The sequence below is a fragment of the Idiomarina sp. HB genome, from assembly GCF_048059115.1.
Lineage (GTDB): Bacteria > Pseudomonadota > Gammaproteobacteria > Enterobacterales > Alteromonadaceae > Idiomarina > Idiomarina abyssalis.
On the sequence record NZ_JAYLVU010000001.1, the window covers coordinates 994537 to 1021193 of the forward strand.

General features: G+C 46.2%; 25 protein-coding genes. 10 read left to right on the forward strand and 15 right to left on the reverse strand.

From position 1 onward, the window contains the following. Positions 1–3: 3 nt before the first annotated feature. The 10 genes from VBY75_RS04950 to VBY75_RS04995 form a co-directional block, all read right to left on the reverse strand. A complete protein-coding gene (locus VBY75_RS04950; RefSeq protein ID WP_416511315.1) occupies positions 4–1035 on the reverse strand; it encodes an FAD:protein FMN transferase in 1032 nt (343 codons plus the stop codon). 3 nt (positions 1036–1038) lie between these two features. Then, positions 1039–2265, reverse strand: a complete 1227-nt coding sequence (nqrF, locus tag VBY75_RS04955; protein WP_054486917.1) for an NADH:ubiquinone reductase (Na(+)-transporting) subunit F — start codon at positions 2263–2265, stop codon at positions 1039–1041. Between the two features lie 37 nt (positions 2266–2302). After that, complete coding sequence (nqrE, locus tag VBY75_RS04960; RefSeq protein WP_054488475.1) at positions 2303–2911, reverse strand: NADH:ubiquinone reductase (Na(+)-transporting) subunit E; 609 nt, start codon at positions 2909–2911, stop codon at positions 2303–2305. A 5-nt stretch (positions 2912–2916) separates the two neighbouring features. Next, entirely contained in the window at positions 2917–3549 is a 633-nt protein-coding gene (locus VBY75_RS04965) for an NADH:ubiquinone reductase (Na(+)-transporting) subunit D (protein ID WP_222236732.1), read from the reverse strand. Next, positions 3542–4318: a Na(+)-translocating NADH-quinone reductase subunit C gene (locus tag VBY75_RS04970; RefSeq protein WP_222236731.1), complete on the reverse strand. Its 777-nt coding sequence runs from the start codon at positions 4316–4318 to the stop codon at positions 3542–3544. Before VBY75_RS04970 ends, VBY75_RS04965 begins: the two co-directional genes overlap by 8 nt. Further along, positions 4311–5513: an NADH:ubiquinone reductase (Na(+)-transporting) subunit B gene (locus tag VBY75_RS04975; protein ID WP_416511318.1), complete on the reverse strand. Its 1203-nt coding sequence runs from the start codon at positions 5511–5513 to the stop codon at positions 4311–4313. The genes VBY75_RS04970 and VBY75_RS04975 overlap by 8 nt, the downstream gene beginning before the upstream one ends. Before the next feature lie 3 nt (positions 5514–5516). Next, positions 5517–6857, reverse strand: a complete 1341-nt coding sequence (locus tag VBY75_RS04980; protein ID WP_199494592.1) for a Na(+)-translocating NADH-quinone reductase subunit A — start codon at positions 6855–6857, stop codon at positions 5517–5519. Positions 6858–7032: 175 nt separating this feature from the next. Next, a complete protein-coding gene (gene fabV, locus VBY75_RS04985) occupies positions 7033–8211 on the reverse strand; it encodes an enoyl-ACP reductase FabV (protein WP_054486907.1) in 1179 nt (392 codons plus the stop codon). A gap of 84 nt (positions 8212–8295) precedes the next feature. Next, positions 8296–8616 (reverse strand): BolA family protein, encoded by a 321-nt coding sequence (locus tag VBY75_RS04990; protein WP_054486905.1) that lies wholly within the window; start codon positions 8614–8616, stop codon positions 8296–8298. A 116-nt stretch (positions 8617–8732) separates the two neighbouring features. Further along, positions 8733–9209, reverse strand: a complete 477-nt coding sequence (locus VBY75_RS04995; protein ID WP_199494590.1) for a hypothetical protein — start codon at positions 9207–9209, stop codon at positions 8733–8735. A 116-nt stretch (positions 9210–9325) separates the two neighbouring features. Between VBY75_RS04995 and VBY75_RS05000 the strand changes: the two genes are divergently transcribed. After that, positions 9326–10636 carry a capsule assembly Wzi family protein gene (locus tag VBY75_RS05000; RefSeq protein ID WP_416511321.1) on the forward strand — a complete coding sequence of 437 codons (1311 nt, stop codon included), beginning with the start codon at positions 9326–9328 and terminating at the stop codon, positions 10634–10636. Here the strand turns inward: VBY75_RS05000 and VBY75_RS05005 are convergent. From VBY75_RS05005 to VBY75_RS05020, 4 genes are read right to left on the reverse strand one after another with little or no spacing between them, the layout of a single operon-like run. Then, on the reverse strand, positions 10633–11184 hold the full coding sequence (locus VBY75_RS05005) for a PqiC family protein (protein ID WP_054486898.1): 552 nt from the start codon (positions 11182–11184) through the stop codon (positions 10633–10635). The two genes, VBY75_RS05000 and VBY75_RS05005, sit on opposite strands and share 4 nt — an antisense overlap. Next, the gene (gene pqiB, locus VBY75_RS05010; RefSeq protein WP_416511323.1) at positions 11177–12817 is read right to left on the reverse strand and encodes an intermembrane transport protein PqiB; all 1641 of its coding nucleotides are present in this window, start codon (positions 12815–12817) and stop codon (positions 11177–11179) included. Before pqiB ends, VBY75_RS05005 begins: the two co-directional genes overlap by 8 nt. Continuing rightward, the gene (locus tag VBY75_RS05015) at positions 12814–14064 is read right to left on the reverse strand and encodes a PqiA/YebS family transporter subunit (protein WP_416511325.1); all 1251 of its coding nucleotides are present in this window, start codon (positions 14062–14064) and stop codon (positions 12814–12816) included. Before VBY75_RS05015 ends, pqiB begins: the two co-directional genes overlap by 4 nt. Beyond that, entirely contained in the window at positions 14027–15856 is a 1830-nt protein-coding gene (locus VBY75_RS05020) for a cation:proton antiporter (protein WP_054486894.1), read from the reverse strand. Before VBY75_RS05020 ends, VBY75_RS05015 begins: the two co-directional genes overlap by 38 nt. A gap of 174 nt (positions 15857–16030) precedes the next feature. Between VBY75_RS05020 and VBY75_RS05025 the strand changes: the two genes are divergently transcribed. The 9 genes from VBY75_RS05025 (at position 16031) to bfr (VBY75_RS05065) (ending at position 25032) form a co-directional block, all read left to right on the forward strand. Beyond that, positions 16031–17056, forward strand: a complete 1026-nt coding sequence (locus VBY75_RS05025) for a Fe(3+) ABC transporter substrate-binding protein (RefSeq protein WP_416511328.1) — start codon at positions 16031–16033, stop codon at positions 17054–17056. A 21-nt stretch (positions 17057–17077) separates the two neighbouring features. Continuing rightward, a complete protein-coding gene (locus tag VBY75_RS05030) occupies positions 17078–18706 on the forward strand; it encodes an ABC transporter permease (protein ID WP_416511330.1) in 1629 nt (542 codons plus the stop codon). Beyond that, positions 18707–19765, forward strand: coding sequence for an ABC transporter ATP-binding protein (locus tag VBY75_RS05035; protein ID WP_199494585.1), 1059 nt, complete (start codon positions 18707–18709; stop codon positions 19763–19765). It begins immediately after the preceding gene. 73 nt (positions 19766–19838) lie between these two features. Further along, positions 19839–20780 (forward strand): zinc transporter ZntB, encoded by a 942-nt coding sequence (locus VBY75_RS05040; protein ID WP_222236726.1) that lies wholly within the window; start codon positions 19839–19841, stop codon positions 20778–20780. Between the two features lie 102 nt (positions 20781–20882). Next, positions 20883–22754: an acetate--CoA ligase gene (locus tag VBY75_RS05045; RefSeq protein WP_271331584.1), complete on the forward strand. Its 1872-nt coding sequence runs from the start codon at positions 20883–20885 to the stop codon at positions 22752–22754. Between the two features lie 36 nt (positions 22755–22790). Then, a complete protein-coding gene (locus VBY75_RS05050) occupies positions 22791–23768 on the forward strand; it encodes a calcium/sodium antiporter (protein WP_224797972.1) in 978 nt (325 codons plus the stop codon). Between the two features lie 62 nt (positions 23769–23830). Beyond that, entirely contained in the window at positions 23831–24055 is a 225-nt protein-coding gene (locus tag VBY75_RS05055; protein ID WP_416511333.1) for a (2Fe-2S)-binding protein, read from the forward strand. A 33-nt stretch (positions 24056–24088) separates the two neighbouring features. Then, on the forward strand, positions 24089–24565 hold the full coding sequence (gene bfr, locus VBY75_RS05060; RefSeq protein ID WP_054486879.1) for a bacterioferritin: 477 nt from the start codon (positions 24089–24091) through the stop codon (positions 24563–24565). Continuing rightward, positions 24565–25032, forward strand: a complete 468-nt coding sequence (bfr, locus tag VBY75_RS05065; RefSeq protein WP_054486877.1) for a bacterioferritin — start codon at positions 24565–24567, stop codon at positions 25030–25032. Before bfr (VBY75_RS05060) ends, bfr (VBY75_RS05065) begins: the two co-directional genes overlap by 1 nt. A 180-nt stretch (positions 25033–25212) precedes the next feature. Here bfr (VBY75_RS05065) and VBY75_RS05070 read toward each other — a convergent pair whose 3' ends face one another. Next, the gene (locus VBY75_RS05070) at positions 25213–26544 is read right to left on the reverse strand and encodes a KAP family P-loop NTPase fold protein (RefSeq protein ID WP_416511336.1); all 1332 of its coding nucleotides are present in this window, start codon (positions 26542–26544) and stop codon (positions 25213–25215) included. Positions 26545–26657: the final 113 nt, after the last annotated feature.

Here is a 26657-nt window from a genome sequence, read left to right on the forward strand (position 1 = left end):
CTCCTACTCCTGCTCGCTCAACAACGGCTTGAATGCGTCGCTGATATACTCATTAAAACCCTCTTCTGTTTTATAGATGAGCATGACTGCTAAATTCTGTTTCCGCGCAAATGCTTTTGCTTTATCGGTTCCCATAACCAGTAAAGCCGTTGCATAAGCATCAGCAGACATCGTATCGTCGGTATAAACCGATGCCGAAACTAGATTATGCTGTATTGGGTAGCCTGTCGCCGGATCAATAATATGTGAATAGCGACGCCCATCTTCTTCAAAGTAGTTTCGGTAATCACCGGATGTTGCCAACGCGCCGTCTTTAAATTGGACAACACGTTGCACGGCTCGTTCCGTAGAAACCGGTTTTTCGACAGCCAGCCGCCAAGACGCTTCATCAGGCTTACCGCCTTTGGTAAGAACTTCACCACCAATTTCCACAAGATACTGCTTTATCCGCAGCTGATCGAGTAAATGGCCAACTCGGTCAACACCATAGCCCTTTGCTATTGTTGATAAATCGACATACATCTCGGGGTTGTCTTTGATCAGTTGATGGTTCTCAACACGTAGCTTCTGGTAACCTGTTTTTTCACGAACGGTCTGTAGTTCTTTGTCAGACGGCTCTTCTTCCGGCCTCGCCTGAGGACCAAAGCCCCAAAGGTTAACTAAGGGCCCAACCGTTATATCGAGAGCACCCTCGGTTTGCTCTGCAATTTCTAAAGCACGAGTCACCACTCGCTCAAGCTCACGGCTAATAACTACCGGCTCAGTACTTTCAAATTGATTAAATTGAGACAGTTCAGAATTCGGGTCGTAAGTCGACATCTGGGCGTTTACACGTTCCAGCACAATATCAACTTTACGCTTAATCTCTTCTTGATTGTGTCTGGGGTCTTTAGTGTATAGCGTAACACTGTAAGTTGTTCCCATTGTTTCGCCGCTAAATGCAATTTTTTCTGGTGCATCTGAGCAAGAAACTAAAAAGGCCAGCCCCATAAGGGCTAGCCAAATTTTAGCGTTCGATACTTTCAGGAACATCATGGATTAACCACCAAAGTCATCCAGCATAATGTTCTCGTCTTCGACGCCTAAGTCTTTCAACAAATTGATAACGGCAGCGTTCATGACCGGAGGTCCACACATGTAGAACTCGCAGTCTTCCGGCGCATCATGATCTTTAAGATAACGCTCATAAAGAACATTATGAATAAAACCAGTATCGCCTTCCCAGTTATCTTCCGGCTGAGGGTCAGACAAGGCCACGTGCCAGTCAAAGTTGTCATTCTCTTCGGCCAGCATATCGAAGTCTTCAACATAGAACATTTCTTTCTTCGAACGCGCACCGTACCAGAATGAAATCTTGCGATCAGTCTTCAGGCGACGCAGTTGATCAAAAAGATGCGAACGCATTGGCGCCATACCAGCACCACCACCAACGAAGACCATTTCTGCCTCTGTTTCTTTAGCAAAGAACTCGCCAAATGGACCAGAAATAGTGACTTTATCGCCCGGTTTCAGACTAAAAATGTACGATGACATTTTACCCGCTGGCAGACTTAAGTCGTTCGGCGGCGGCGTTGCTATGCGAACGTTCAGCATAATAATGCCTTTCTCATCTGGGTAGTTCGCCATTGAGTAAGCACGTACAACTTCTTCGTCAACCTTAGACTCAACATCAAAGAAACCAAAACGGTCCCAGTCAGCGTGATATTCTTCAGAAATATCAAAGTCTTTGTACTTCACATGATGAGGCGGAGCTTCAATTTGAATAAAGCCGCCCGCACGGAATGGTACTTCTTCGCCTTCCGGCAACTGAACAATGAACTCTTTAATGAAAGTGGCTACGTTATCATTCGATTTAACCGTACAGTCCCACTTACGAATACCGAAGACTTCTTCTGGTAATTCAATTTTCATGTCCTGTTTAACGTTAACCTGACATGAAAGACGGCAGCCTTCGCGAGCCTCACGCTTAGTAATATGGTCAAGCTCTGTTGGCAGAATATCACCGCCACCCTCTTTAACCGTAACGCGACATTGGCCACATGAACCACCGCCACCACAAGCAGACGACACGAAAATGCCTGCGTTTGCCAAAGCACCCAGAAGCTTCGTTCCAGGTTGGGTCACGATCTTTTTGTCTTCGTCGTCATTAATCAGGATTTCCACGTCACCTTGAGGTACCAATTTTGATTTTGCGAACATGATAATCGCAACCAAAACCAGTACGATGACAGTAAACATCCCTACACCGAGATATATCTCTTGCATCGATTCGTACCTTTCTTTTACCGATTCAACACACTGGTTATAAGGATACGCCGGAGAACGACATAAAGCCCAAACCAATCAGACCCACTGAAATAAAAGTAATACCTAAGCCACGTAAGCCATCAGGTACATCTGCATATTTCAGTTTTTCGCGTACTGCAGCCAAAGCAACAATTGCTAAAGCCCAGCCAACACCACTGCCAATTCCGAACACGACTGATTCACCAAAGTTATAGTCACGCTCGACCATAAAGGCTACGCCACCGAAGATAGCGCAGTTAACAGTTATCAGGGGCAGGAATATACCCAGCGCGTTGTAAAGTGCGGGCACGTATTTATCCAGCGTCATTTCCAGAATTTGCACCAACGCCGCGATAACACCGATGAAGGTCAAAAACTTCAAAAAGCTTAGATCCGCATCAGGGAAACCGGCCCAATCCAGGGCCCCGGGCGCTAGGATATTGTGGTAAATAATATTGTTTACCGGTACCGAAATACCCAAGACCACAATAACCGCAACCCCCAGACCGAATGCTGTCTTAACTTTCTTAGATACTGCCAGAAAAGTACACATACCTAAGAAGAATGACAACGCCAGGTTTTCAATAAAAACTGCGCGGATGAACAGGTTGATATATTGTTCCATGACCATTACTCCTTAGGTTCAACTTGTTCAGTGCGGAAGGTACGTAGTACCCAAATGAAACCACCAATGATAAAGAAGGCGCTTGGAGGCATTAGCAGAAGCCCAACAGGCTCGAACCAACCACCTTGTGATGCCAGCGGTAAAATCTGCACATCGAACAAGCTGCCTGAACCAAAGAGTTCACGCACAAAACCAACCACAAGTAACACGATAGAGTAACCTAAACCATTACCAATACCGTCTAATAACGACATAAACGGTGTGCTCTTCATCGCGTAAGCCTCAGCGCGGCCCATAACGATACAGTTAGTAATGATCAAGCCAACAAACACCGATAACTCTTTAGAAATTGAGTAGGCGTATGCCTTGAGTACTTGGTCTACCACAATTACCAAACTTGCGATAATCGTCATTTGAACAATGATACGAACGCTTGACGGAATGTGGTTACGGATGATCGAAATAAATAAGTTTGAGCATGCGACAACCGCGGTTAATGCAATACACATAACCAGGGTGTTGCTCATTTTCGATGTTACAGCCAATGCAGAACAGATACCAAGAATCTGCAGTGCGATGGGGTTGTTGGCAAATATCGGTCCGAATAAAACGGACTTCATTTCTTTTACACTAGCCATTGTTCAACTCTCCCTCACGAAGTTTCTTGAGTAATGGACCGTAACCATTTTCGCCCATCCAGAATTGAATTAGGTATTCCACACCATTACTAGTCAAAGTTGCACCCGATAAAGCATCAACTTCGTGCTCATCGCTAGCGCCACCTTTTACTACTTCAAACTGAACGTTACCGTCCTCACCGTAAACTTCTTTACCTTCCCAAGATTTAACCCAGTTAGGATTCGTAATTTCGCCGCCTAGTCCTGGTGTTTCTGAATGCTCGTAGAAGTTAACACCTTTAACGGTGTCAAAGTCGTCTTCTAACGCAAGCAGTCCGTACATGGTTCCCCACAAACCTTGGCCACGTATATGCAGCACCAGACCTGTTGTTTCACCAGATTCACTCTTAACCAAATATATTTGTGTTAAGTTTTCACGCGTTCCGATGCCTGCAGGATCGTTCTTTTTCTCAAGCTTAGTACTGGTTTCAGGGTCACCAGCTGCTTTACGATTACTGAACGATGTGGGGTCAACATCATCTTTCACACTTAAATCTTCAAGGCTGACAACCATAGTGTCAATGCGCTGATTATAAGTTTCAACGATATCAGTATCGGCTTTTAGAATACCGGCAGCATCCAGAACGTTTTTCTGCATATCAAGAGCAGCGTTCTTTTCCTGCATTGGCTTCAGACCAATAGCAGCACCAGAAACAACAATTGAACAAACCAGGCAAAGCGCTAGCACGACACCAACGGTCTTGCCTAAACTCTCATTTTTCTTAGCCATTACGCGCTAACCTCCGTTTGATATTTGCCTGTGCTACAAAATGGTCAAATAACGGTGCAAATACGTTAGCAAATAAAATGGCCAACATGATGCCTTCCGGGAATGCCGGGTTAATAACACGGATCATGACCGTCATAAAACCAATCAACAAGCCGTACGCGAACTTCCCTTTATTAGTAAAGGACGCAGAAACCGGGTCAGTTGCCATAAACATCATCGCAAAGGCAAAACCACCCAATACTAAGTGCCAATACCAAGGCATCGCGAACATTGGGTTAGTTTCGCTGCCAATCAGGTTCAATAATCCGGAGAACAGAACCATACCGACAAAAGTACCCAACACGATACGCCAGGAGGCTATACGGAAATAAATTAATGCTAAACCGCCAATCAAAATTAGCAGTGTAGAAACTTCACCTACTGAGCCCTGGATGTTTCCTAGAAACGCATCCCACCAAAGCTCGGTGTCGCCGTAATTCATATTACCCAAAGCAGCTTTACCCAGGTTAGTCGCACCTGAGAAGCCATCAACCGCGGTCCAGATTGAGTCACCAGACATGCTTGCAGGGTAAGCAAAGTACAAAAATGCACGACCCGTTAGTGCCGGGTTAAGGAAGTTACGGCCAGTACCACCGAAAATTTCCTTACCAATAACGACACCAAAAGTGATACCCAGAGCAACCTGCCATAGCGGCGTTGTTGCCGGTAGAATCAATGAGAATAAAACCGAAGTAACAAAGAAACCTTCGTTAACTTCGTGCTTACGAATTGACGCAAACAGTACTTCCCAGAAACCACCGACAATAAAGGTCACCGCATAAATTGGCAGGTAGAAACAGGCGCCATACCACATTTTGGCTATCCAGCCAGAGTCAGCCCCCAACTCGCCACCAAACAGGTGGAACAAGCCAACCTGCCAGATATCAGCAAGTTCATAACCATTAGCCAAGGCCATAGCAGCCTGGTTACCAACGTTATACATACCCCAGAACATAGCCGGGAAGGTCATCATCCACACCAAAATCATAATGCGCTTAAGGTCGATACGGTCACGAACGTGCGTAGCCGACTTAGTCACGGTACCAGGTGTGTACAAAACAGTGGCTACGGCTTCGTAAAGCGCGTACCACTTCTCGTATTTACCGCCTTCTTCGAAGTGCGGTTCAATACGCTCGAGAGTGTCTTTCAAGCTCATGGGTTAGCCTTCTTTCTCAATCTTAGTGAGACAGTCACGCAGCACCGGGCCATATTCATATTTCCCAGGGCAAACATAAGTGCACAATGCGAGATCTTCTTCGTCCAACTCCAGACAACCTAATTGCTGACCTTCATCAGTGTCTCCTGATAGCAGATCACGCAATAGCAATGTTGGCAGAATATCTAGTGGCATTACTCGCTCGTAATTTCCAATAGGTACCATTGAACGCGAAGAACCATTCAGCGATGTCGTCATGCTGAAAAGTTTTTTCGGATTGAAGTGTCCTGCGTATGCGCGGGTAACCGAGTGCAAATCGGAGCCAGGACGTATCCAGCCCAGAAACTCTTTATAATTACCTTCAGGAATTACGCTGACTTGATTATGGAACCGACCTAACCAGGCATGATCATCATCTGCAGTATGCCCATGCAAAACTGAGCCTGAAATAATTCTCAAGTTGTCGCCATTAAGCTCACCGTCGGTCAACTCATGCAGGTTTGCACCTAAGCGGGTACGAACCAAGCGAGGTTCTTTAACACCTTCACCAGCAACTGCCACTGCGCGGTCAGTAAAAACTTCACCTGTGGTAAATAATTTACCGTATGCAATGACGTCTTGATAACCAATGTGCCATACAGGACGTTTAATGCTCGCAGGCTGCAAGAAATGTATATGAGTACCAACTAAACCTGCAGGGTGAGGACCAGAAAAGGACTCTAAAGTGACATCAGCGTTGCCAGTGTCGACTTCCGCATCACCCGATTTACAAACGAACAACTTGCCTTCAGTCAGGTTTGACAATACGTTCAAACCATCAATAAAAGCTTGTTTTTCTTCATTAATAAATAAAGTCGGGTCACCCGTTAGTGGGTTGGTGTCCATTGCATTAACGAAGATAGCGCTTGCTTCTGCGTCTAATGCCGGAGTCTTACTATAAGGACGGGTACGAAGCGCAGTCCACTGACCAGACTCAACCAAAATGTCCTGAACTTTTTCACGACCTAATGAGTTAAGTTTATCGCTATCAAACTTATCAAAAGTGACTTTGTCGTCACCTTCCAATTCGATAACAACGGCCTGCAGTACTCGACGCTCACCACGCAGGATGTCTTTAACTACACCAGCACCAGGGGCTGTGTATTTGACACCAGGGTTTTTCTTGTCCTCGAAAATCAACTGACCTTTTTTAACTTGGTCACCGACTTTCACGTGCATGGTTGGGCGCATACCCACGTACTCTTCACCTAGGGTAGCGACCGTCGTCACAGCCTTACCGTCGGATAGTTTTTGCTGGGGCGCCCCTTTGATAGGGATGTCCAGCCCTTTCTTGATCGTAATCATATGCGTTTGCACTACTCGTTAAGGGAAGATTCATCACAACCAGCCACTAAGGCTGGAAACCTGAATAATCAAATAGTTACCGACACAAGCAGCCCCCTCCAGGGGTGCTTGTTATCGGCAACCTGAAATATTTTCCACACTTATCGGTGGGATTTTAGCATTTTTCCCACAACGCTTACCAGTTTACTTTTGGATCAATATCAGCATCGTAATCAACATTATCGAAGCCAAAACCGAATAAATGTAAGAAGTCCTGATGGTAGCCTTCATAATCAGCAAGTTGATGGAAATTGTCCTGCGTTACCTGTTCCCAAAGCGCCTCGACCTTAGCCTGAGTTTTATCGTTGGTTTCATAACCATCCATATGCAGGCGGCCAGCATCATCTAACTCTGGGTTGCTGTTATAAAGACCTTCTGTGAATAGCCGATAAATTTGTTCAATGCAGCCTTCGTGTGTGCCCTCTTCTTTCATTACTTTATAAATTAAAGAGATATAAAGAGGCATTACCGGAATAGCAGAACTTGCCTGAGTAACAAGTGCCTTCAATGAGGAGACATAAGCTTTCAGGTTTAGGTCATCGTGTTCAGAAACCAGCTCTGAAGCAGCGCGGTCAAGATCTTCTTTAGCCCGGCCGATAGTCGCATGACCATAAATTGGAAGCGTCAGCTTTTTACCAATATAGGTGTAAGCCGTTGTTTGGCAGTCTTTAGCTAACACATCGGCGTCGTGCAAGGCTTTAATCCAACGTTCCCAGTCTTCACCCCCCATTACCTTAACGGTATTCGCGATATCGTCATCTGTCGCAGGGTCAAGTGTCACTTCATGCACCTGATCTTTATCGGTGTTGTAAGTTTTGGTGGTGTACTGTTTGCCAATTGGCTTTAATACGGAGCTATAGACTTCGCCGCTTTCGGGGTCTTTACGCTTAGGTGACGCCAAGCTATAAACCACGAGGTCTATTTTACCCATGTTTTGTTTAATGTAATCGAGACTTTCCTGCTTAATTTCGTCAGAAAAAGCATCGCCATTAATAGAATGGAAAGCTAAGCCGGCTTTATCCGCTTGCTGATGAAAAGCCGCGGTATTGTACCAGCCTGCTGTTGCTGTTCTCTTTTCAGTGGGTTCTTTCTCAAAACACACACCCAGTGTATGGGCGTCACTGCCGAACGCAGCGGTAATTCTTGACGCAAGCCCGTAACCTGTTGAACAGCCTATGACTAAAACATTTTTAGGGCCATTGGAAATAGGAGGTTGGTTACGGACAAATTCGATTTGACGTTTAACGTTTTCAGCACAGCCCACCGGGTGAGCATTAGTACAGATAAAACCGCGAATTTTTGGCTTAATGATCATAGTGATGTATCCCTGTTGTTCGCATTATTTTGGCTATTGTAACCAATGCGAACGCAGGAACACATCAGACATGCGTATTTTTTCTTAATTTGTCGCTATTTTTGACCCACCGAGGCAATTTGGTGAGCGCCTAGATTCACCTAGCTGCTCCCATTCGCCTTGCGTGTAGGTGTGCAAAGCCAAAGCGTGAATATGGTTCATCAATTCGTCTGCTAAAATTTTATTCACCGCGCGGTGTCGGTTAATTAACCTTTCCCCGCTGAATTTTGGCGTTACCAGAGTCACTTTAAAATGAGACTCAGCATTAGCACCGGTTGAATGCATATAGCTTTCATCTTCCACTTCCAGATGAACTGGTGTGAACGCTTCTCTCAATTTATTCTCAATAATTAACCCGATAGACATAACTGATCCCCTCTGCGTTCGCCTTAAGTAACAAGTTTAGTTGAGTTCTGTCGAACCGCAGAAAATTTTTACGAATAACAACCTAACTCTACGAATTTTCAATAAATAAAGTTTTCTTAATATTCAGAGTCATCCACAGCCACATAACAAACCTCTGGAATGGAAGATAAGGTTACGACCGCGGGGAAAACGGCATCAGCAACGCTCCCCCTGGAATCTCCGGAAGGTTTTACAATGTGGTAACGCTGAGCGCTCACATTTCCTTCTATCTGCCATAGCAATATATCCGCTTCCTCAAACAGTTTTGCCAATGCCTTTAAGCCCTCTTTCCTATAAGGAGGAAAGGCTGTGCTTTCGCCTGACAAGCGCCAGCCTCTTAATTCAGACTTTGATCCCAACAACGATTCATTAACACGATCCCGACAAAAACTAACCTCAATTGTCGCCTTACTCAGTTGCCAGCGCTCATCTGGTAACATACTTTCATCCAGTGCTTTTACTTCCGCACTGCGCAAACCTGTTGACTGTTCCTGGCTACAACCAATCAGCAGCGGCAAGAACAGCACGCAAAACAAAATATTTTTAAAAGTCATAACCAAACCTCCGGAGCTTCACATTATAACTGAAAAGCTCAGATAAACCGTTGTCTTAGTGTTAAAATTTCTGGCAATATAGAATGCAATTTGTCATAGGGATTCAAATCAGTTTCATGTCATCCAACTCATTTATTCGCAATACGCTCATAATCGGTAGTTTTAGCTTACTTCTTACTCCTGTAGCTGTCAGTTCCGTCTGGATTGAAGCTAATGATGTCGAATTACGAAATAGCCTGACAGTTTTGGCGGAGTCTGGACTGATTAAAACCCCGATACAACAATTTCCGGTTACCTGGAAAAGCCTTTTACCCGAGCTCGATGCGCTTGAAATAAAAGAGCTAAGCACAACACAACAACTGGCTCTAAGGCATGTACGCCATCAACTTTCGCAAGCTCAGACCGGCCCTAAAACACGTTGGTACATTGGCGCAACGGACAGTGAGCAAGTCGTTCAGGACTACGGTGATGATATTTATGAAGAAGGTAAAATCAGTTTAAGCAGAAGTATGCACGGTACCAACTGGGCAGCAAGAATTCAGGTAAACTACCGTCAGGACCCTTTCGAAGGTGACCATAAGAAAACATTAGATGGCAGTTACCTGGCTTATAACCTCAACGACTGGAGTTTCAGCCTGGATTCTCTACCTTTACGCTGGGGGCCGGCAGAACATAGCAGTCTGCTTTTTTCAAATAACGCACGTCCTATGCCTAAAATTCGAATCGACTATGCTCCGGACTATCCTCCTGCGGGTATGAATCCTTTTAAAATTAGCTTGTTTAGTGCTTATCAGGATGATGGTTACAGTGATTACTATCAGGTCAACGGTATCCGCTTTTCCAGTCAGTTATTTCAGCATTTGTGGTTTGGAATCAGTGCTATTGAGCAAAGTGCTGATAACCGGCCGGATAACCGTATGTTAACAGCCGATGCCCGAACGGGTTTTGACTGGGGATCACATCAGTTTTCAGCTTACGCTGAACTTGGTATTGACCGTAAACTGGAGTCCGATGACAAACCTGCATATACCCTGGGTGCGCAATGGATGACCGGCTCAACTGAGCGTCGCCACAGCGTGACTGTTGAATACAGTCAACTTGATGGCGGAACAGAGCACGACTTTTACTCGTTAAATGAAAACCAAAAACAGTACTTTTTACATCACCAACGTAATCCCGGATCTCCATTCCCACGCCAAAGTCAGACCGTATCGACAAGTTATCGTCAGTTTTCTGCTGACGGCTCGGCCTGGACGGCATTACTGAGCCACAGTAAAAAGAAAAATGATGAAACCTTATCGAGAGCTCTGCTGCGAAGAACTGAGCCTGCGTTTTCAGGGTTGATTAAACTTTCGCTGCAATATATTGATAGCAGCAGTTACGACAACGAAGTCGGTATACAAATCAGTGGTGAGTGGCGCTTTTAACGCGCCACTTTATCGCCAACACCCAGGCTAATCGTATCCATCACATTCAGCCATGCCGTATCGAGTGCATTAACCAACGCCGGGTAACCATCGTTTCTCAGCGGAACTTTCTCGGTAAAAGCTCCCTCAAGAACAATTTGAGCATCAGCACTTTGATATTGCCAATGCCCGGCAACAACAGCTCTTGAGTCATTGCTTCCGTAAAAATCGTCAACCCAAATGGTTAACTTCCCGGCGCAATCGTCAGTAAGCAATAATCTCTGAGCACTGCGTTGCAGCTGGTGAGCTAAGGGCGTACTCCATCGATGCTGACGAGCACTATGCCAACGAGTTTCATCTTGCTGGAGCTGCAAACCTGGCTTTGACGCAGAATCACCTACAAAAACCGGACGTTTATTTGCCAGGCAAAGCGCCTCCGCTGACTGGCTCAGATGAGGCAGCCGGTATTGAGTCACTTCATATGAGTTAGAAGAGCACCCCGTTATTAAGACCCCTATAGCGGTCAGACCAACCAACTTTAGTACTCTGACAATAAATCCATTATTCATAGGCTTTTGGCTCCGGATCAGGCTCAACAGATGGGCTGAAAATAAGTGAATTCGGTTGTTCCTGCAACAGCTCAATAACAGGCTTTAACTCACGTGAAAGCTGTTCAATTTCATTTAATGTCTGGTTGAGTTGCTGCCGGGTTGGAGACCCTTCACTAACGCTGCCCGTTAGCTCTTTCAACTGAATCAGGTTTTGTTGCAATAACTCTGGCAGCTGTTGCACCTGAGGCTGCTCGACAATTCGAGTCAGACTATCAGAAACGCTTTCCAGCTTCTGTGCGGTTTCATCAACCGACTGCATTGCTCCTGAGAAGTCACTCAACCCTTGCTCAAGAGGAAGTGCATTAAACTTATCCATCAGTTCCGTCAGCTTTTCTTCTAACCGTGTGAAGTCACTGGCCATAGCCGGCATGACCGGATGCCCGGCAAAAGTCTCCGCAACATCAGCTTGTTGTGCATTCGGGTAAAACCTGACATCAACAAATAACGTATTTGTTAGCAGGTTTGACGCCCTGATATTCGCTCTTAATCCTTGTTCGAATAAGTCAGGTAAGCGATCTTTCCAACTTTCAATATCGGTATTTGCGACCAAGCCTCTTAAACGCTCAGGCTCAAACCGAATCAGTATCGGAATACGCTTTAAAGGCGCTTCTTCACTCTCATCCGGGAACCAGCGCAAAGGGACTTCCCTGACCGTTCCAACACGTACCCCTTTAAATTGTACCGGGGCACCTTTATCCAGTCCGGAAACGGACTCATTTAACAGTACAACGTAGTCAATACCATGGATATAGCCTTGCTGCTTTGCTTCCTCAAGGCTTTCAAATAACTCAAAATTCTGCTCGCCTGTCAGCTTATCACCCCTGGGCTGCCCCTCAGGCACACCAAAAGTTACGCTGGCACCCAACAGCGACTCTAACGAGCCAAGTGCTAAGTCCAGCCCCTGGGAGTTCCATTGAATAGATACCCCACGCTGCAACCAGAACCGTGTATTTTGAGTAACTAACTCGTCGTACGGCGCTTTTACAAAAATTTGGTAACGTGTTTCTCGCTCATTCACTAAAAACTCGGCTTGTTCAACTTGGCCAACGGTAAACCCCTGGTATTGAACTGAGTCCCCTACAGTAACGCTTGTTTGCCCTTCGCTTGTGAGGGTTAAACGGCGTCCCGGTGTTTCCTGAGGCGTTACCGGGGGCTGCTCTAATGCTTTAAAGTGAAATTGTTGATCTTTTGAATCTCCTGGCTGCAATCGAATATAAGCACCAGAAAGTAAGGTTCCCAAACCGCTGACGCCCTGCCGTCCAATTCTGGGTTTAACCACCCAAATGCGCGTATCGGCATTAAGCATTCTTTCGGTTCCCTCATTCATAGCGACTTCAGCCACTGCCGAAGAGAAGTCATCAGATAACCGAACCTCAGTAACCTGCCCAACGTCGACATTACGAACCCGCACCTGAGTTTTTCCGGCTTCAAGACCTTCAGCGTCCGCAACTTCAATAGTAATGGTAGGGCCTGCCCCACGGGTATCCTGCCAAACCATCCAAAGTGCGACCAGAAGCGCCAGCAATGGCACAATCCAGACCGGAGAAATACCTACGGATTTACGAACCCGGGTTGTCGAATTTTCAGTCATTTATGTGCCTCTCGCCAGAATAAGCGCGTATCAAAACTCATAGCTGCAAGCATAGTAAGAACAACAGCAGCTGCAAAGGACACTGCCGCACTGCCAGGATACACCGACATAACAGTCCCACCCCGAACTAAAGCGACCAGTATTGCTACAACGAAAATATCAATCATTGACCAACGTCCTATCCAGTCGGTTACTTTAAACAATAATAAGCGATTCTGGACAATGGCCGGCGTTTGCCTTTGAGCCAGTAGCAACAACACAGCCAGTGTTAAAACTTTCGCGACCGGAATAACCAGGCTGGCGACAAAAATAATTACAGCAACAGGCTTATCCCCGGCCTGCCATAATTCAGTAACCCCGCCAATAATGGTTGCAGGCTGCTCGTTGCCAAACCGTACCGTTTCCATTACCGGCAGCCAGTGCGCCGGAATTAGCATAATAGCGCCAGCAAAAATTAATGCCAAAGTTGTCCCCGGCTTCCGCCACCACGCTGTCTTCTGCGGCTCGGTGCATTGATAACATCTACCGGCATCTTTAGAATTTAAGGCGTGACAAAGTGGGCAAGTCTGCACCCCCTGCTCATTTGCTGTCATTCCAGCTTGCACATGTATATTGGGTCGGGATGCCGCCATATAGTAGTCCCATATCGGTGTACGTTTAGCTCGCTCGTACACATACAATAGTAGAACGACAAAAACACTGAAGCCCCAAAACCCCTCAAGTAAACGAACCTCTGCCAGACCCGATATTTTCACCAATGACACCAGAGTCCCGAGTAAAAAAACATCAGTCATTAGCCAGGGTTTCAAATGCTCCATTAAACGCAGGAAGTATCGGTTTAATCGGTTACTGCCCGAATTATGGATCTGGCTGTACACCCATATAAGGCTAACAAGGTACAAAACGGGAATTAGAATAACAGTCAAAAGGACTAAAACGGCCAATACTTTTTCGTGAAAAAAGGAAAGCTGCCAGGCTGCATCCATCAACGTCATCGATTGCTCAGAGCCGGTTACCGAATAGCTGATAAAGTTGACCTGTAAGCTAGCCAGCAGTAAGACTAAAGCTGCTGCCGCTATAGCCACCAGGGTGTGATGCCTGGTGGCCGCACCTTCCAGAAAATACCCACAACGTGGGCACTCAGCATGCTCACGTTTTGAAAGCTCGGTTCGTTGGCTTACCCAGTCACACTGAGGGCAGCCAACAACGTCAGTCTGTTCCCTTTTCGCCGCCTTTTTCGCTATCATTTTCTTCAGGCTCCGCTGAAATCATGGCAATTACAGTCCACCCTGGCTGAGGAATCAACTCACGCTCCGTGGTAAAAATATAAACCTTTTCTGCGTCATCCAGCGCAAACATCGGTAACGCTCTTGTCCCATATTTCTGTTGATAATCAGCGAAACTGAAGCTATCGGTAATGGGCGTAGACTTAATTTTCGCCCCTTTAAAGTTAAGGCTGGCAAGTTTCGAATAGGTAACACTTTCGCCAAATAAGTTAAGTGTCTTTCGGTAGCTTTCAGTTAGCTGGTGGCTGGCACGATAATCCTGCTCACCGCCATTTAGCCCATGCACTTTCTTAGAGCCAAACCAGTCCTGGTAGTACATTGATACAAGTGGGTTAAGTTGTTTATAGGGAGACATGACTAATAGCCTTCCAAGGCCGGTCAAATCAATATTATTGGCAGCATGCTCCGAGGCAGGGTTACCAAAGTACACCGGTAAATTGTCCATACGGGCCAGCTTAATATTCTCCCAGTTGGTGTCTGCCAGGCGCACAGGAATACCGCTCTCCTGTAAACTTTTAGCAACTGCCCGAGCCATTTGGTTGGCCCCAAAAATCAAAAAACCTTTGGCTGAGGGCTCTAATAAGCCCAACATTCGGGCTAATGGCTTCGCCGTTAAGCTTTGTAAGACAACCGTTGTCATTATTACCAGGAAAACTAAAGGAACAACCGCCGCGGCTTCAGTCCAGCCCGACTCTTCCATTTTCAAAGCAAATAACGCCGAAACAGCGGCCGCGACAATACCTCTGGGCGCAATCCAGGATAATAAAACCTTATCTTTGAACCTCAGCTCGGTTCCTATAGCTGAAAGCCATACGGCTAAAGGTCTTACTGCAAACAAAATAATGGCCAGCAGAATAACCGCGGGCATTCCCAGCGCATCAAATTCAGCGAAATCTAGTCGTGCAGCCAAAATAATGAACAGAGCAGAAATCAGCAATACACTGAGTGTTTCTTTAAACTCCAGTATTTCTTCCATATTCAGATTACGGGTATTGGCCATAACCATACCCATAACCGTAACGGTTAATAGACCGGATTCATGCTGTATGGCATTCGACAGAGCGAAAACACCCAATACGATAGTGAGCGTTGCAACATTCTGTAAGTAATGCGGGAACCAACCTCTGCCCAGTGCAAGACCTAACAAGCGAGCAGCTCCCCAACCTAAAGCAAAACCAAGAGCAACAGTTGTCGCGAACGCCTGAAGCGCATGTAGGAAAGCAACGTCCTGACTGGCGATAATAAATTCATACACCAATACCGCCAGCAAGGCACCGAGCGGGTCAATAATAATCCCTTCCCAGCGCAAAATATTAGCGAGCTTATTGATAGGCCGAATAGAGCGTATCATTGGTTGAATAACTGTGGGGCCTGTTACCACAACTAACGCACCAAATAACGCCGAAATTTCCCAGCCATAACCCATAATGAAATGCGTCAAAACTGCAATGACCACGAAAGTAACCAACATACCAATACTGACCAGGTTGGTTACCATTCGGCCATGCCCGCGAATTTCTTCAAACTTCAGCGTGAGACTGCCTTCAAACAAAATAACGGCTACCGCCAGAGAGACAAAAGGAAAGAGCAAATCTTCAAATAACGCATCCGGCTCCAATAACCCCAGAGTGGGTCCCAGCAATAAGCCACAAATAAGCAAAGGCAGTATTGCCGGCAGCTTAATGCGCCACGCTAACCACTGACAACAAATGGACAGCACACCAATCAGGGCAAGCAATGATAAGTCAGACATAAATTCTCCGCTGAAAGTAAGTCATTTTTAGAATAGCAGAAGCTAATACCTTGACTACCCTCAAATACCGAATTTAGATGACTATTTTTAAATGAGAATGGCTATCATTATTTGTTTTGTTTGATATAATCATCGCGTTTCGACCATATAGAGTTCGTAAAGGAGTCCTTTCAAATGCGTAAGTTAAATAAATTATTAGCCTTGCTTGCCGCGACTTCTGCGACACTGGTGTCTTTCACTAGCGCCGCCGCTGAAGTTAATATCTACTCAGCGCGAAAAGAAGCCCTGATCAAACCCGTTTTAGAAAAGTTTACCGAAGAAACCGGTATTGAAGTTAACTTGTTAACAGGTAAAGCCGATGCATTGCTTGCCCGCCTTAACTCAGAAGGTGAAAATACACCGGCTGACTTATTTCTAACTGTAGATGCCGGCGCCCTTCACCGTGCGGTTGAAGCTAACGCATTCCAGGCAGTAAATTCCGACACAATTGACTCTGCAGTTCCTGCTCATTTCCGCTCTTCCGATAACCTCTGGTTCGGACTCAGTTTACGTGCCCGTCCTATTTTTTATTCGCCAGAGCGTGTAAATCCAGAAGAATTAGAGTCTTATTTAAGTCTGGCTGATGACAAGTGGAACGACCGCGTTTGTATTCGTTCGTCCAATAACCTGTATAACCAGTCCTTAGTGGCTGCACTGATTGAACACCACGGTGCCGAAAAAACAGAAAAATGGGCAGAGAATTTTGTCGCAAACTTTGCGCGCAAACCCGTTGGTGGCGACCGCGATCAGATTAAAGGCGTAGCCTTTGGTGTTTGCGATATCGCTGTAGCTAATACCTACTACTTTGGCCATATGCTGAACTCAGATGACGCGGAAGAACGTGAAGCCGCAAAAAAAGTTAAAATATTCTGGCCAGCTCAGGATCAACAAGGCGCTCATGTTAACGTTTCCGGTATCGGCGTGACAAAACATGCGAAAAATGTTGAGCAGGCTCAAAAATTGATTGAATTCCTGGTCTCTGAAGAATCACAAAAATGGTACGCTCAGGCCAACTATGAATACCCGGTTCGCAAAGGTGTTGAGTGGAGCGAAACACTTCAACAGTGGGGCGATTTCAAACAGGACGATATCGAAATGGATATCCTCGGTGAAAATAACGGCGATGCCGTTCGTCTGATGAACCGCGCTGGCTGGCGTTAATTTGTATCAGGAGATACGCAAATGAACCGTGGCACGCTATTGCTGTTTGCCGTCGCGGTGTTGATAGGGCTACCACTTATTGTGGTAGCTTTGTCGTTATTAAACCCTCAATGGGACACCCTATACCATTTATGGCAAACCGTTATACCAGAGTATATCGGTCACTCCCTGATCTTGTTATTTGCCGTTGGTATTGGTGTCACTTTATTAGGCGTAAGTACAGCCTGGTGCATCAGTCAGTATGACTTTCCCGGTTGGCGCTGGACAAGTTGGGCATTATTGCTGCCATTAGCCATGCCAGCCTATATTACCGCCTATACTTATACCGGCTTACTCGACTACGCAGGACCGGTACAAGGGCTGGTCCGGGATATATTTTCTGTCAGTATTGGTGACTATTGGTTTCCCGAAATCCGCAGCCTCAGCGGTGCGGTTTTTGTTCTTTGTATCGTACTTTACCCTTACGTCTACCTTATTACTCGCGCCGCCTTCATGCAGCAGTCCACCACGGCGTTTGAAAGTGCAAGAACCCTGGGGGCCAGTTCGCTAAGAAGTTTCTGGAAAGTCGCACTTCCTTTGGCGCGCCCTGCTATTGCAACCGGTGTCACTCTGGCATTAATGGAGACTCTGGCTGACTACGGTACGATGGAGTACTTTGGTATAACGGTCTTTACAACGGGAATTTTTCGCACCTGGTACGGCATTGGTGACGCACAGGGCGCGTTGCAACTATCAGCGCTTTTACTGGTTTTCGTCATTATACTCATCATGGTCGAGCGATACTCTCGCCGCCGCGCCCGTTTCTATCAACAGCGCTCAAGCACCAGAGCACCTCAGCGCCGCCCTTTAAGTGGCTGGCGCGCAGCGGTTGCGTCCTTAGTCTGCTGGCTTCCTGTTGTTCTTGGCTTCGCCATACCGGCATCGCAACTTCTGTGGTGGTCCATACAAAAATCTGAAATTTGGCAACAAAGTGCGTTTTGGGTTTTAACCTTTAATACGCTTTGGTTAGGGCTGTTAGCAGCATTAATTACGGTTGCTTTGGCTCTTTGGCTTGCTTATGGCCGACGTCGCCACCCTACACGACCACTGCGGGCAGCTATCAGTCTGGCCGGTATGGGTTATGCCATTCCGGGTATCGTTATCGCAGTAGGGTTACTGTCCCCATTAGCCTGGCTCGATAATCAAATTATCACTATCAGCGAATGGCTGTTTAACTTTAACCCCGGATTATTACTGTCCGGTACCGTCATAGCGCTGCTGTTTGCCTATAGTGTCCGCTTTCTCTCTGTGTCACTACAAACCGTAAATTCAGGGCTTGAACAAATTACCCCACAAATGGATGACAGTGCCCGCACCTTAGGCGCGAGCGGCAAACGTATTTTATGGCGAATACATTTACCATTATTGCGCAGCCCGTTGTTAGCCGCTCTTATTCTCGTTCTGGTGGATGTTATGAAAGAGCTGCCGGCAACCCTGGTATTAAGACCCTTTGATTTTAATACGCTGGCTGTGCGGGCATTTGAAATGGCATCCGACGAAAGGCTTGCCGATGCAGGCCCTCCGGCTTTAATGATTGTCGCAGTCGGTCTTATTCCGGTTATTATGTTATCCCGTGCTTTGCGCAGTAATTCGATAAAAACAGGTGAGTAAATGAGCACACTACTGAATATCGATACCGTCAGTATCCAACTTTCCGGTGACCTTATTGTCGACAGGCTCAACCTGTCTTTAGAACCCGGGGACATTGGCTGTCTGTTAGGTCCCAGTGGCTGCGGTAAAACTACCCTGTTGCGTGCTATCGCCGGTTTCACTCCTGTTTCAGGAGGAAAAATTGAACTTCATGGCAAGACGGTATCGTCCGACAAAGTACAGTGGCCAACGGAGCAACGTCATGTCGGCATGATGTTTCAGGACTTTTCACTGTTTCCGCACTTAACCGTTGCCGATAATATTCGCTTTGGTATTAATCAGTTGTCGAAAACCCAGCAGGATGAGCGCATTAAAGAGTTACTCATCCGTATTGGTCTTAATGGTTACCAGAACCGCTACCCCCATGAGTTATCTGGAGGACAACAGCAACGTATTGCTCTTGCCAGAGCGTTGGCACCAAAGCCCAAACTCATGTTACTCGATGAACCTTTCTCAAGCCTCGATGCAGAATTAAGAGAAGTACTGGCTCACGACGTCCGGCGTTTACTTAAAGAAGAAGGGATTACGGCTTTGCTGGTAACTCATGACCAGCAAGAGGCTTTTGCGATGGCTGATAAGGCTGGTGTCATGTATTCCGGCCAGCTGCTCCAGTGGGAGACACCTTATGCACTTTACCACCAGCCGACTCACCAACTGGTCGCTGACTTTATTGGCCGTGGTGTGCTGCTTAATGGTGAAATTAAGGATCAGGAGCTGCACTGTGCATTTGGCACCATTAAACATTCTCAATTAAGTAATAAACCCGATATGAGCGTGAACTTTCTTGTTCGCCCCGACGATGTATTGATCAACAACAAGAGTGAAATGAAAGCCATTGTTGTTGGTTGTGGATTCCGCGGTTCTCACTATCTCTATACTCTGGAGCTTTCAGACACCAGTCATGTACTTGCGGTAGGTCCTTCTCACCAACCACTGCAAACTGGCGAGCAAATTGGTTTTGATATCGACTTTGATCATTTAGTCGTCTTCGACTCATCACTTTGTGAACTTCCGGACTGAAGCTTACTGAAAACAATGACAAGTTAAACGCCTCGCTATAGACTTTGAATAATAGTCTTAAAGCGAGGGTTCTATGGATTTTTTAATTGATGCCTGGGATTTCAATCAACATCCCGCGACACAACTTCAGACACCGTCCGAAGCCACAAAGAATACCTGGTTTCATTTCCAACGTGACGTTGAAGGCCTGACTGAATGGCTAACTCAGGCAGGGATCCCCGAACCTCTCATTGACGCGGTACTCGAAGAAGACACCCGTCCCAGATTCCAGCGTCTGCCCGATGGTTTTATGTTGTTGCTACGCGGCGTTAACTTAAACACCGGTGAGTCACCGGAAGACATGCTCAGTTTGCGCATACTGTATTATAAAGGCGCTTTATACAGCTTCCGCAAACGCCCATTCTTATCCATAGCAAAGCTAAGGGAGCAACTCCAGCAACAGATGGGACCTGAGTCGTTACACGATTTTATCGTCGCACTCATTGAGCAGATAAACTTGCGCATTGAAGATGTCGTTTCATCGGCGGAGGAGCAACTTGAAGCCATTGAGGGTGAAGGCTTTGATGATACTGCGTCGGTTCAGGTAAAGCTTACAGCCCTGCACCGCAGATTATTGCGCCTAAACCGCTTTATTCGACCACAGCTGGCGGCTTTAGAAAAACTCAGTACAGAAGCTGAAAAAGTCATGACACCCGAACTGCACCAATGGTTAATCAACGAACGCGACACAACCCAACGGTTGTTCGAACAAATTGACTTAATGCTTGAACAGGTGTGGATGCAACGCGAGCAACTGCAGCAGGCGATAGCAGAAAAAATGAACCGCAACACTTACTGGCTTTCCGTTATTGCCGGTGTGTTTTTACCTCTCAGCTTCTTAACCGGTGTTTTCGGCATTAATATTGGCGGCATGCCCGGTGTTGAAAATGCTGATGCCTTTATGATCTTCTGTGGCTCGCTAGTCATTATTGCCATTGTTGAGTTTTTGCTGCTAAGGCGACTTAGATTCTGGTAATTGCGATTGAGATCAAAGCCAGCTTAGACCTAAGTCGAATAGGAAATTTAAGCCAACGGAATATGCTAAAAGGCTCTGCATAAAAGGATTTGAGGTAGTGCTATGCAACCCTATAAGAAAGTCTATTCAGAAGCTCAACAAGATCCTGAAGGATTCTGGCTTGACCAGGCGCGTCGTCTGGATTGGTTCAAACCACCAAAAGTTGCTGCGCATGTCAGGAAAAATGGCATGGCAGACTGGTTCCCGGACGGCGAAATTAATGTCAGTTACTTAGCACTCGATGCTCAGATTAACGCGGGCCGCGGTGAGCAAGTCGCTCTTTACTACGACTCTCCCGTTACTCAAAGTAAAGCAAGCTACACCTTTAACGAATTGCACTATCAGGTCGCATGCTTCGCCGACGTACTGAAGCAGCGAGGCGTTGAAAAAGGTGACCGGGTCATTATCTACCTTCCGATGATCCCTCAGGCAGCTATTGCCATGCTGGCTTGTGCGCGCATCGGGGCGATTCACTCGGTTGTTTTTGGTGGTTTTGCAGCACACGAACTTGCCGTTCGCATTGACGATGCCGCCCCCAAGCTCATCGTTACCGCCTCATGTGGTATTGAAGGTAGCAAGGTTTTACCTTACAAGCCTATTGTTGATAAGGCACTGGCAGAAGCGCAGTTTAGCCCCCGTACCATTGTTTATCAGCGCGAGCAGTGTGAGGCTGAAATGCAGGACGGCCAGGACACCGACTGGGCGAAAGCAATGGAAAAAGCCAGCCCCGCTGAAGCTGTTCCCTTACCGGCAACCCACCCGCTTTATATTCTTTATACTTCCGGCACCACCGGCAAACCAAAAGGGGTGGTACGTGATCACGGTGGGTACGCTGTCGCCTTAAACTTTTCAATGAATTACGTTTATGGGCTAAACCCCGGAGAAGTCTTCTTTACGGCGTCTGATGTTGGTTGGGTAGTTGGCCACTCTTATATCGTTTATGGACCTTTAATTTTCGGCTGCAGCAGTATTCTTTACGAAGGAAAACCTGTTAACACACCAGATGCAGGTTCCTTCTGGCGCATTGTCCAGGACTATAAAGTCAGTGCTATTTTCTCCGCTCCCACCGCGTTCCGGGCGATAAAAAAAGAAGACCCCGAAGGCGAGCACCTGAGCCGCTACGATATTAGCTCACTGCAACGTATTTACATGGCTGGCGAACGTTTAGACCCTGCAACGTACGAATGGACAACAGAGCTCACCGACTTACCGGTTTATGACCACTGGTGGCAGACAGAGAGTGGCTGGCCTATGAGCGCTAACCCCGTGGGGATTGGCGCAGTTAAAGTGAAACCCGGCTCTTCAACCTTCCCGGTTCCGGGTTACGAGATCAGCGTGCTGGACCCTTTAGGTAAAAGTCTGGGCAGTAAAGAAGAAGGTGCCATTTGTGTGCGCTTACCTTTACCTCCGGGTTGTTTAACCACCATTTGGGGTGACGAGGAACGGCTACAGGGCAGTTATTTGAATGCATTCCCCGGTTATTACTGCAGCGGAGACGGCGGTTACATAGATGACGACGGCTATGTATTCATTATGGGTCGCACGGACGACGTGATAAACGTTGCCGGTCACCGCTTGTCTACCGGTGAAATGGAAGAAATTCTGGCCAGCCATAAAGACGTAGCAGAATGCGCCGTGGTTGCCCAGCCCGATGAACTCAAAGGAGAGTTGCCAGTTGGCTTTGTCATTCTTAAAAATTCATCCACTATTGGTCATGAGCAATTGCAGCAAGAGCTCATCCAGTCTATTCGCTCCGAAATTGGCGCAATTGCCTGCCTGAAGACCTTACACATTGTTCCCAGATTACCTAAGACTCGCTCGGGGAAAATATTAAGGCGTCTTATCCGGCAAGTTTTGCAAGGGGATGATGTTGCCGTTCCATCGACCATTGACGACCCAACAAGTATTGATGCTATTAAGGAAACTCTGCGTTAAACTATCGCCCTTTCTTTTTAACAGGAACAGGGTGTTATGACGTTATCGATTGTTGCGGTTGTTCTGGGGTTAGCGGTATTAGTCTGGAGTGCTGACCGCTTTGTTGAAGGCGCGGCTGCCGTAGCACGACATCTGGGTATGGCGCCTCTGGTTATCGGTATGGTCATTATTGGCTTTGGCACGTCAGCACCCGAAATGGTGGTGTCGGCCTTAGCCTCTATGCAAGGTAACCCGGCTTTAGCTTTGGGTAATGCTTACGGCTCAAACATTACCAACATTGCTCTGGTTTTGGGTATAACCGCCCTGCTTGCGCCTATCGCTGTAAAGTCGGTCGTTATTCGCCGCGAAATGCCAGTTTTAATAGCCATTACCCTGTTAAGCGCAGTTTTCCTTCTCGATTACCAAATAACACGACTTGAAGCTGTACTTTTACTGGTTGTTTTCCTTGGCTATATGGGCTGGTCTGTATGGATAGGCTCGAAAAGCAGTGACGACAGTTTAGCCGCTGAATACACGCAAGAAATTGACTCGCACCCTTTACCGATGAAGCCCGCTATTATCTGGCTTATTGTCGGACTGTTGCTGCTTATTGTCAGTTCCCGCGCTTTAGTCTGGGGCGCAGTAAACATCGCCGTATCCCTTGGCGTCAGTGACTTGGTCATCGGCCTGACCGTGGTCGCCATCGGCACCTCTTTACCGGAATTAGCTTCAGCAATTGCGGCCACGCGCAAGAACGAACACGACCTGGCACTGGGTAACGTTATTGGTTCAAATATGTTTAATACGCTGGCTGTTGTGGGTATTGCCGGCGCTATTGAACCGGTGTCACTTGAGCCGCTCGTATTAAGCCGTGACTGGGTTGCAATGGCAATACTGACGCTGTTACTGATGGTGTTCGGTATTCGCAAAGCCCGTCAGGGACGAATTAATCGTGTACATGGTCTTATCTTTATTTGCCTGTACCTGCTCTATACCCTGTACTTATTGAAGACTGGGTTCATCGCACCGCAATAAAACACTATTGCAAATCGTTCGCATTTAACATAGACTATCATTACTAACTGAGGTGATAGTCTATGTACGTATGTCTTTGTAAGGGCGTTAATGATAAAGCCATTCATCAGGCGGTTATTTCTGGTGAAGTGAATTCTATGCGAGACCTGCGCCAACAATATGGTGTGGCTTCTCAGTGTGGATGCTGTAAAACTTGCGCCAAAGACGTACTTCACGAAGCTCTCGAACAACGATCCAACCAAGCAGGTAAAGAGACCCAACTTACGGTTTCCGTATGCTACACTTAATTCATACCTAATGAATTAAGGAGTAATACGGCTATGAAAGGTGATGCTAAAGTCATCCAGCAACTGAATAAAATACTGACGCTAAAACTTACCGCTATAAACCAGTACTTTCTTCATGCCCGCATGTATCGCAACTGGGGCTTTGAAAGCCTGAACAAACCTGTCTACAAAGCTTCTATCAATGAAATGAAACACGCCGACGTTCTCATCGAACGCATTCTATTTTTAGAAGGCATTCCTAATTTACAGGAGCTTGGTAAGTTATACGTTGGCGAAGATCCCAGAGAAATGCTGGAGCTGGACCACAAAGTTCAGTTTAAAGATGTCAGTGCCATACGCGAAGCGATTAAAGAGTGTGAGCAACATCAGGATTACGTCAGCCGCAATGCCCTGCGTGACATTCTCGACTCTCAGGAAGAGCATCTCGACTGGCTTGAAACCCAAATTGATCTTATATCGCGCCTTGGCAATGAAGTTTATCTGCAAACAAAAATTCAGGGAGCTGAATAATGAACAGAGATAATAACGTCGTTGAGCAGCTCAATCGTCTTCTGGCTTTTGAACTCACTTCAATTGACCAGTACACATCGCATTCACGGCAATACGAAGACATGGGCTTAATGAAGCTTTATGAGCGTATTAACCATGAAATTGATGATGAACGTGGTCATGCAGACTTGCTCATTCGCAGAATTCTATTTCTGGAAGGTAAACCCAAAATGGATGCGCGTGAACCTCATACCATAGGTTCGGACGTCCGCGAAATGCTGGAAAACGATCTGCAGCTTGAGTACAACAACGCAAAAACGTTACGCGAAGTCATTGAGTACTGTGAAGAAGTTGATGATTATGTCACCCGTGAGATGCTGGTCGGCATTTTGAAAGATACTGAAGAAGACCACGCTTACTGGTTACAAATTCAACTGAACCTGATGGATCGTTTAGGTGAGCAACTTTACTTACAAAGCATGATGTAATTAGGGTTCTCATCAAGTCCTCACTTTCTGCAGACACAAAAAAACCGCCTCAAGGGCGGTTTCTTTTGTATCTGGCGGAGAGAGAGGGATTCTCCCCCACTTCTTTTTTGCCACATAACTAATTGATTTATATAGACAGTATTGCATCAAAAAAGACTTTTGGTAAAGAATTGTGTTTCTTTACGCCATCCATTGCTCAAGTTTTAACAGCTTTTGTTTGGCCTCAAACAATTTATTTTGATTCACACCATGAAGCCCCCACGCCATGCGAAACGGTTGGGGATCCGCAAAAGACTCATAAATTGCGCTATCAGGTGAGCCGGCCACCTCTAATAGTTTTGACTGCAAATCGTTGCCATCATACTTAATAGCAGCCGCAGACATTAAAAAGGCAAGCCACCATCCTGAGTTGAGGTCATCTGAGAAGGTGTATATAAACTCTACTCCTTCCTCTATCGTGAGTGGTTCCTCGGAAATCCGTTCATACCAATTTTCATAAGACATGTCTGTAACTAACATCAATAAGGAGACGACAGTGTATGGCCATCGAATTTTTGTACCATCCTCACGAGTCGACTCTAAAACGTGCGAAAGCATGCGAAATAATTCTTGAACCTGTCTTGGAGTAAGACCAGACTTCATAATTAACGATGTACAGCGATCATAGAAGCCATCATTAGCATCCAAACTACTCCTTCGAACCCCCTCCATCTCCATCAAGTTGGCGGTATACTCCCTAACCATCCGTGCATACCCTGACTCGCTTGGTCGCGGGAGATTTACCTCTCGATGCACAAATTTCCGGAAGTATTCGTTGAAATTGAGCCCTGAACCAAATGCTGATTTAGCTGAATTTTCGAGCTGGTCTCTATCTACAGCAAGGATAAATGTTGTATCTTCAATATCAAAAATATGTTTTATTACTTCCAGATATGAGATTGCATAATCAGGCCGACAGCGATCAAGCTCATCCACAAAGAAAATTGTGGGTTCATTCAAAACCTCGAATAGGTTTGCGAGCATATCCTTGAGGTGAGCCATTGCAGCTCTTCTGGCAATACACAAGTCAAAACCAGAATGCTCGGTAACATCCTCAGCTTCAGCATCATTTATTGCCCCCATGGCATCTATACCTATCTGTCGGCTTACGAGTTGATTTCCTAGGCCGACGGCTATTCTTCCAAGTCGTCTTGCTGCACTCTTCACATTTTCAATTGCGCCAGTATCTGCACGTCCCTCGAGCTGAGAAGTTAACGCGGAGGTAATAGAAAACAGAGGATCCCCAAAGTAGTCACTTTCCCAGGCATTTAAAGACACTATATGATAATTATCGTTCTCTAATGCAACTCTCCACATCCTTTGAAACGTGGATTTACCCGAACCATAATTTCCATTTAAAGCAACGACCAAACTCCCCTCCACGAAGTGCTTTTCGGAACGGATGAGTCGCTCAAGCCTTTCAGCAAAATCCCTTAAGCCGAAATAATCATCTTCGAAAGTATCTATCTTCATAATTAATCTCCACAATACTGACATTAAGAACTATAACCAAACGGAACTTGCTGCTGTTACTGTCTTCTCCTGCTTTTGCTAACATACATTCAGGCTAACTTATAAATCCACGA

What these genes read in the sequence shown, in the direction of transcription:
- pqiB (WP_416511323.1), bottom strand. Translation starts at nt 12,817, where the DNA reads ATGACTGAAAATTCGACAACCCGGGTTCGTAAATCCGTAGGTATTTCT.
- VBY75_RS04970 (WP_222236731.1), bottom strand. Translation starts at nt 4,318, where the DNA reads ATGGCTAAGAAAAATGAGAGTTTAGGCAAGACCGTTGGTGTCGTGCTA.
- VBY75_RS04980 (WP_199494592.1), bottom strand. Translation starts at nt 6,857, where the DNA reads ATGATTACGATCAAGAAAGGGCTGGACATCCCTATCAAAGGGGCGCCC.
- VBY75_RS05055 (WP_416511333.1), top strand. Translation starts at nt 23,831, where the DNA reads ATGTACGTATGTCTTTGTAAGGGCGTTAATGATAAAGCCATTCATCAG.
- fabV (WP_054486907.1), bottom strand. Translation starts at nt 8,211, where the DNA reads ATGATCATTAAGCCAAAAATTCGCGGTTTTATCTGTACTAATGCTCAC.
- VBY75_RS05015 (WP_416511325.1), bottom strand. Translation starts at nt 14,064, where the DNA reads ATGATAGCGAAAAAGGCGGCGAAAAGGGAACAGACTGACGTTGTTGGC.
- VBY75_RS04975 (WP_416511318.1), bottom strand. Translation starts at nt 5,513, where the DNA reads ATGAGCTTGAAAGACACTCTCGAGCGTATTGAACCGCACTTCGAAGAA.
- VBY75_RS05070 (WP_416511336.1), bottom strand. Translation starts at nt 26,544, where the DNA reads ATGAAGATAGATACTTTCGAAGATGATTATTTCGGCTTAAGGGATTTT.
- VBY75_RS05000 (WP_416511321.1), top strand. Translation starts at nt 9,326, where the DNA reads ATGTCATCCAACTCATTTATTCGCAATACGCTCATAATCGGTAGTTTT.
- VBY75_RS05040 (WP_222236726.1), top strand. Translation starts at nt 19,839, where the DNA reads ATGGATTTTTTAATTGATGCCTGGGATTTCAATCAACATCCCGCGACA.
- nqrF (WP_054486917.1), bottom strand. Translation starts at nt 2,265, where the DNA reads ATGCAAGAGATATATCTCGGTGTAGGGATGTTTACTGTCATCGTACTG.
- VBY75_RS05045 (WP_271331584.1), top strand. Translation starts at nt 20,883, where the DNA reads ATGCAACCCTATAAGAAAGTCTATTCAGAAGCTCAACAAGATCCTGAA.
- VBY75_RS05050 (WP_224797972.1), top strand. Translation starts at nt 22,791, where the DNA reads ATGACGTTATCGATTGTTGCGGTTGTTCTGGGGTTAGCGGTATTAGTC.
- VBY75_RS05005 (WP_054486898.1), bottom strand. Translation starts at nt 11,184, where the DNA reads ATGAATAATGGATTTATTGTCAGAGTACTAAAGTTGGTTGGTCTGACC.
- bfr (WP_054486877.1), top strand. Translation starts at nt 24,565, where the DNA reads ATGAACAGAGATAATAACGTCGTTGAGCAGCTCAATCGTCTTCTGGCT.
- VBY75_RS04950 (WP_416511315.1), bottom strand. Translation starts at nt 1,035, where the DNA reads ATGATGTTCCTGAAAGTATCGAACGCTAAAATTTGGCTAGCCCTTATG.
- VBY75_RS05030 (WP_416511330.1), top strand. Translation starts at nt 17,078, where the DNA reads ATGAACCGTGGCACGCTATTGCTGTTTGCCGTCGCGGTGTTGATAGGG.
- VBY75_RS04965 (WP_222236732.1), bottom strand. Translation starts at nt 3,549, where the DNA reads ATGGCTAGTGTAAAAGAAATGAAGTCCGTTTTATTCGGACCGATATTT.
- VBY75_RS05025 (WP_416511328.1), top strand. Translation starts at nt 16,031, where the DNA reads ATGCGTAAGTTAAATAAATTATTAGCCTTGCTTGCCGCGACTTCTGCG.
- nqrE (WP_054488475.1), bottom strand. Translation starts at nt 2,911, where the DNA reads ATGGAACAATATATCAACCTGTTCATCCGCGCAGTTTTTATTGAAAAC.
- VBY75_RS04995 (WP_199494590.1), bottom strand. Translation starts at nt 9,209, where the DNA reads ATGACTTTTAAAAATATTTTGTTTTGCGTGCTGTTCTTGCCGCTGCTG.
- VBY75_RS05035 (WP_199494585.1), top strand. Translation starts at nt 18,707, where the DNA reads ATGAGCACACTACTGAATATCGATACCGTCAGTATCCAACTTTCCGGT.
- VBY75_RS04990 (WP_054486905.1), bottom strand. Translation starts at nt 8,616, where the DNA reads ATGTCTATCGGGTTAATTATTGAGAATAAATTGAGAGAAGCGTTCACA.
- VBY75_RS05020 (WP_054486894.1), bottom strand. Translation starts at nt 15,856, where the DNA reads ATGTCTGACTTATCATTGCTTGCCCTGATTGGTGTGCTGTCCATTTGT.
- bfr (WP_054486879.1), top strand. Translation starts at nt 24,089, where the DNA reads ATGAAAGGTGATGCTAAAGTCATCCAGCAACTGAATAAAATACTGACG.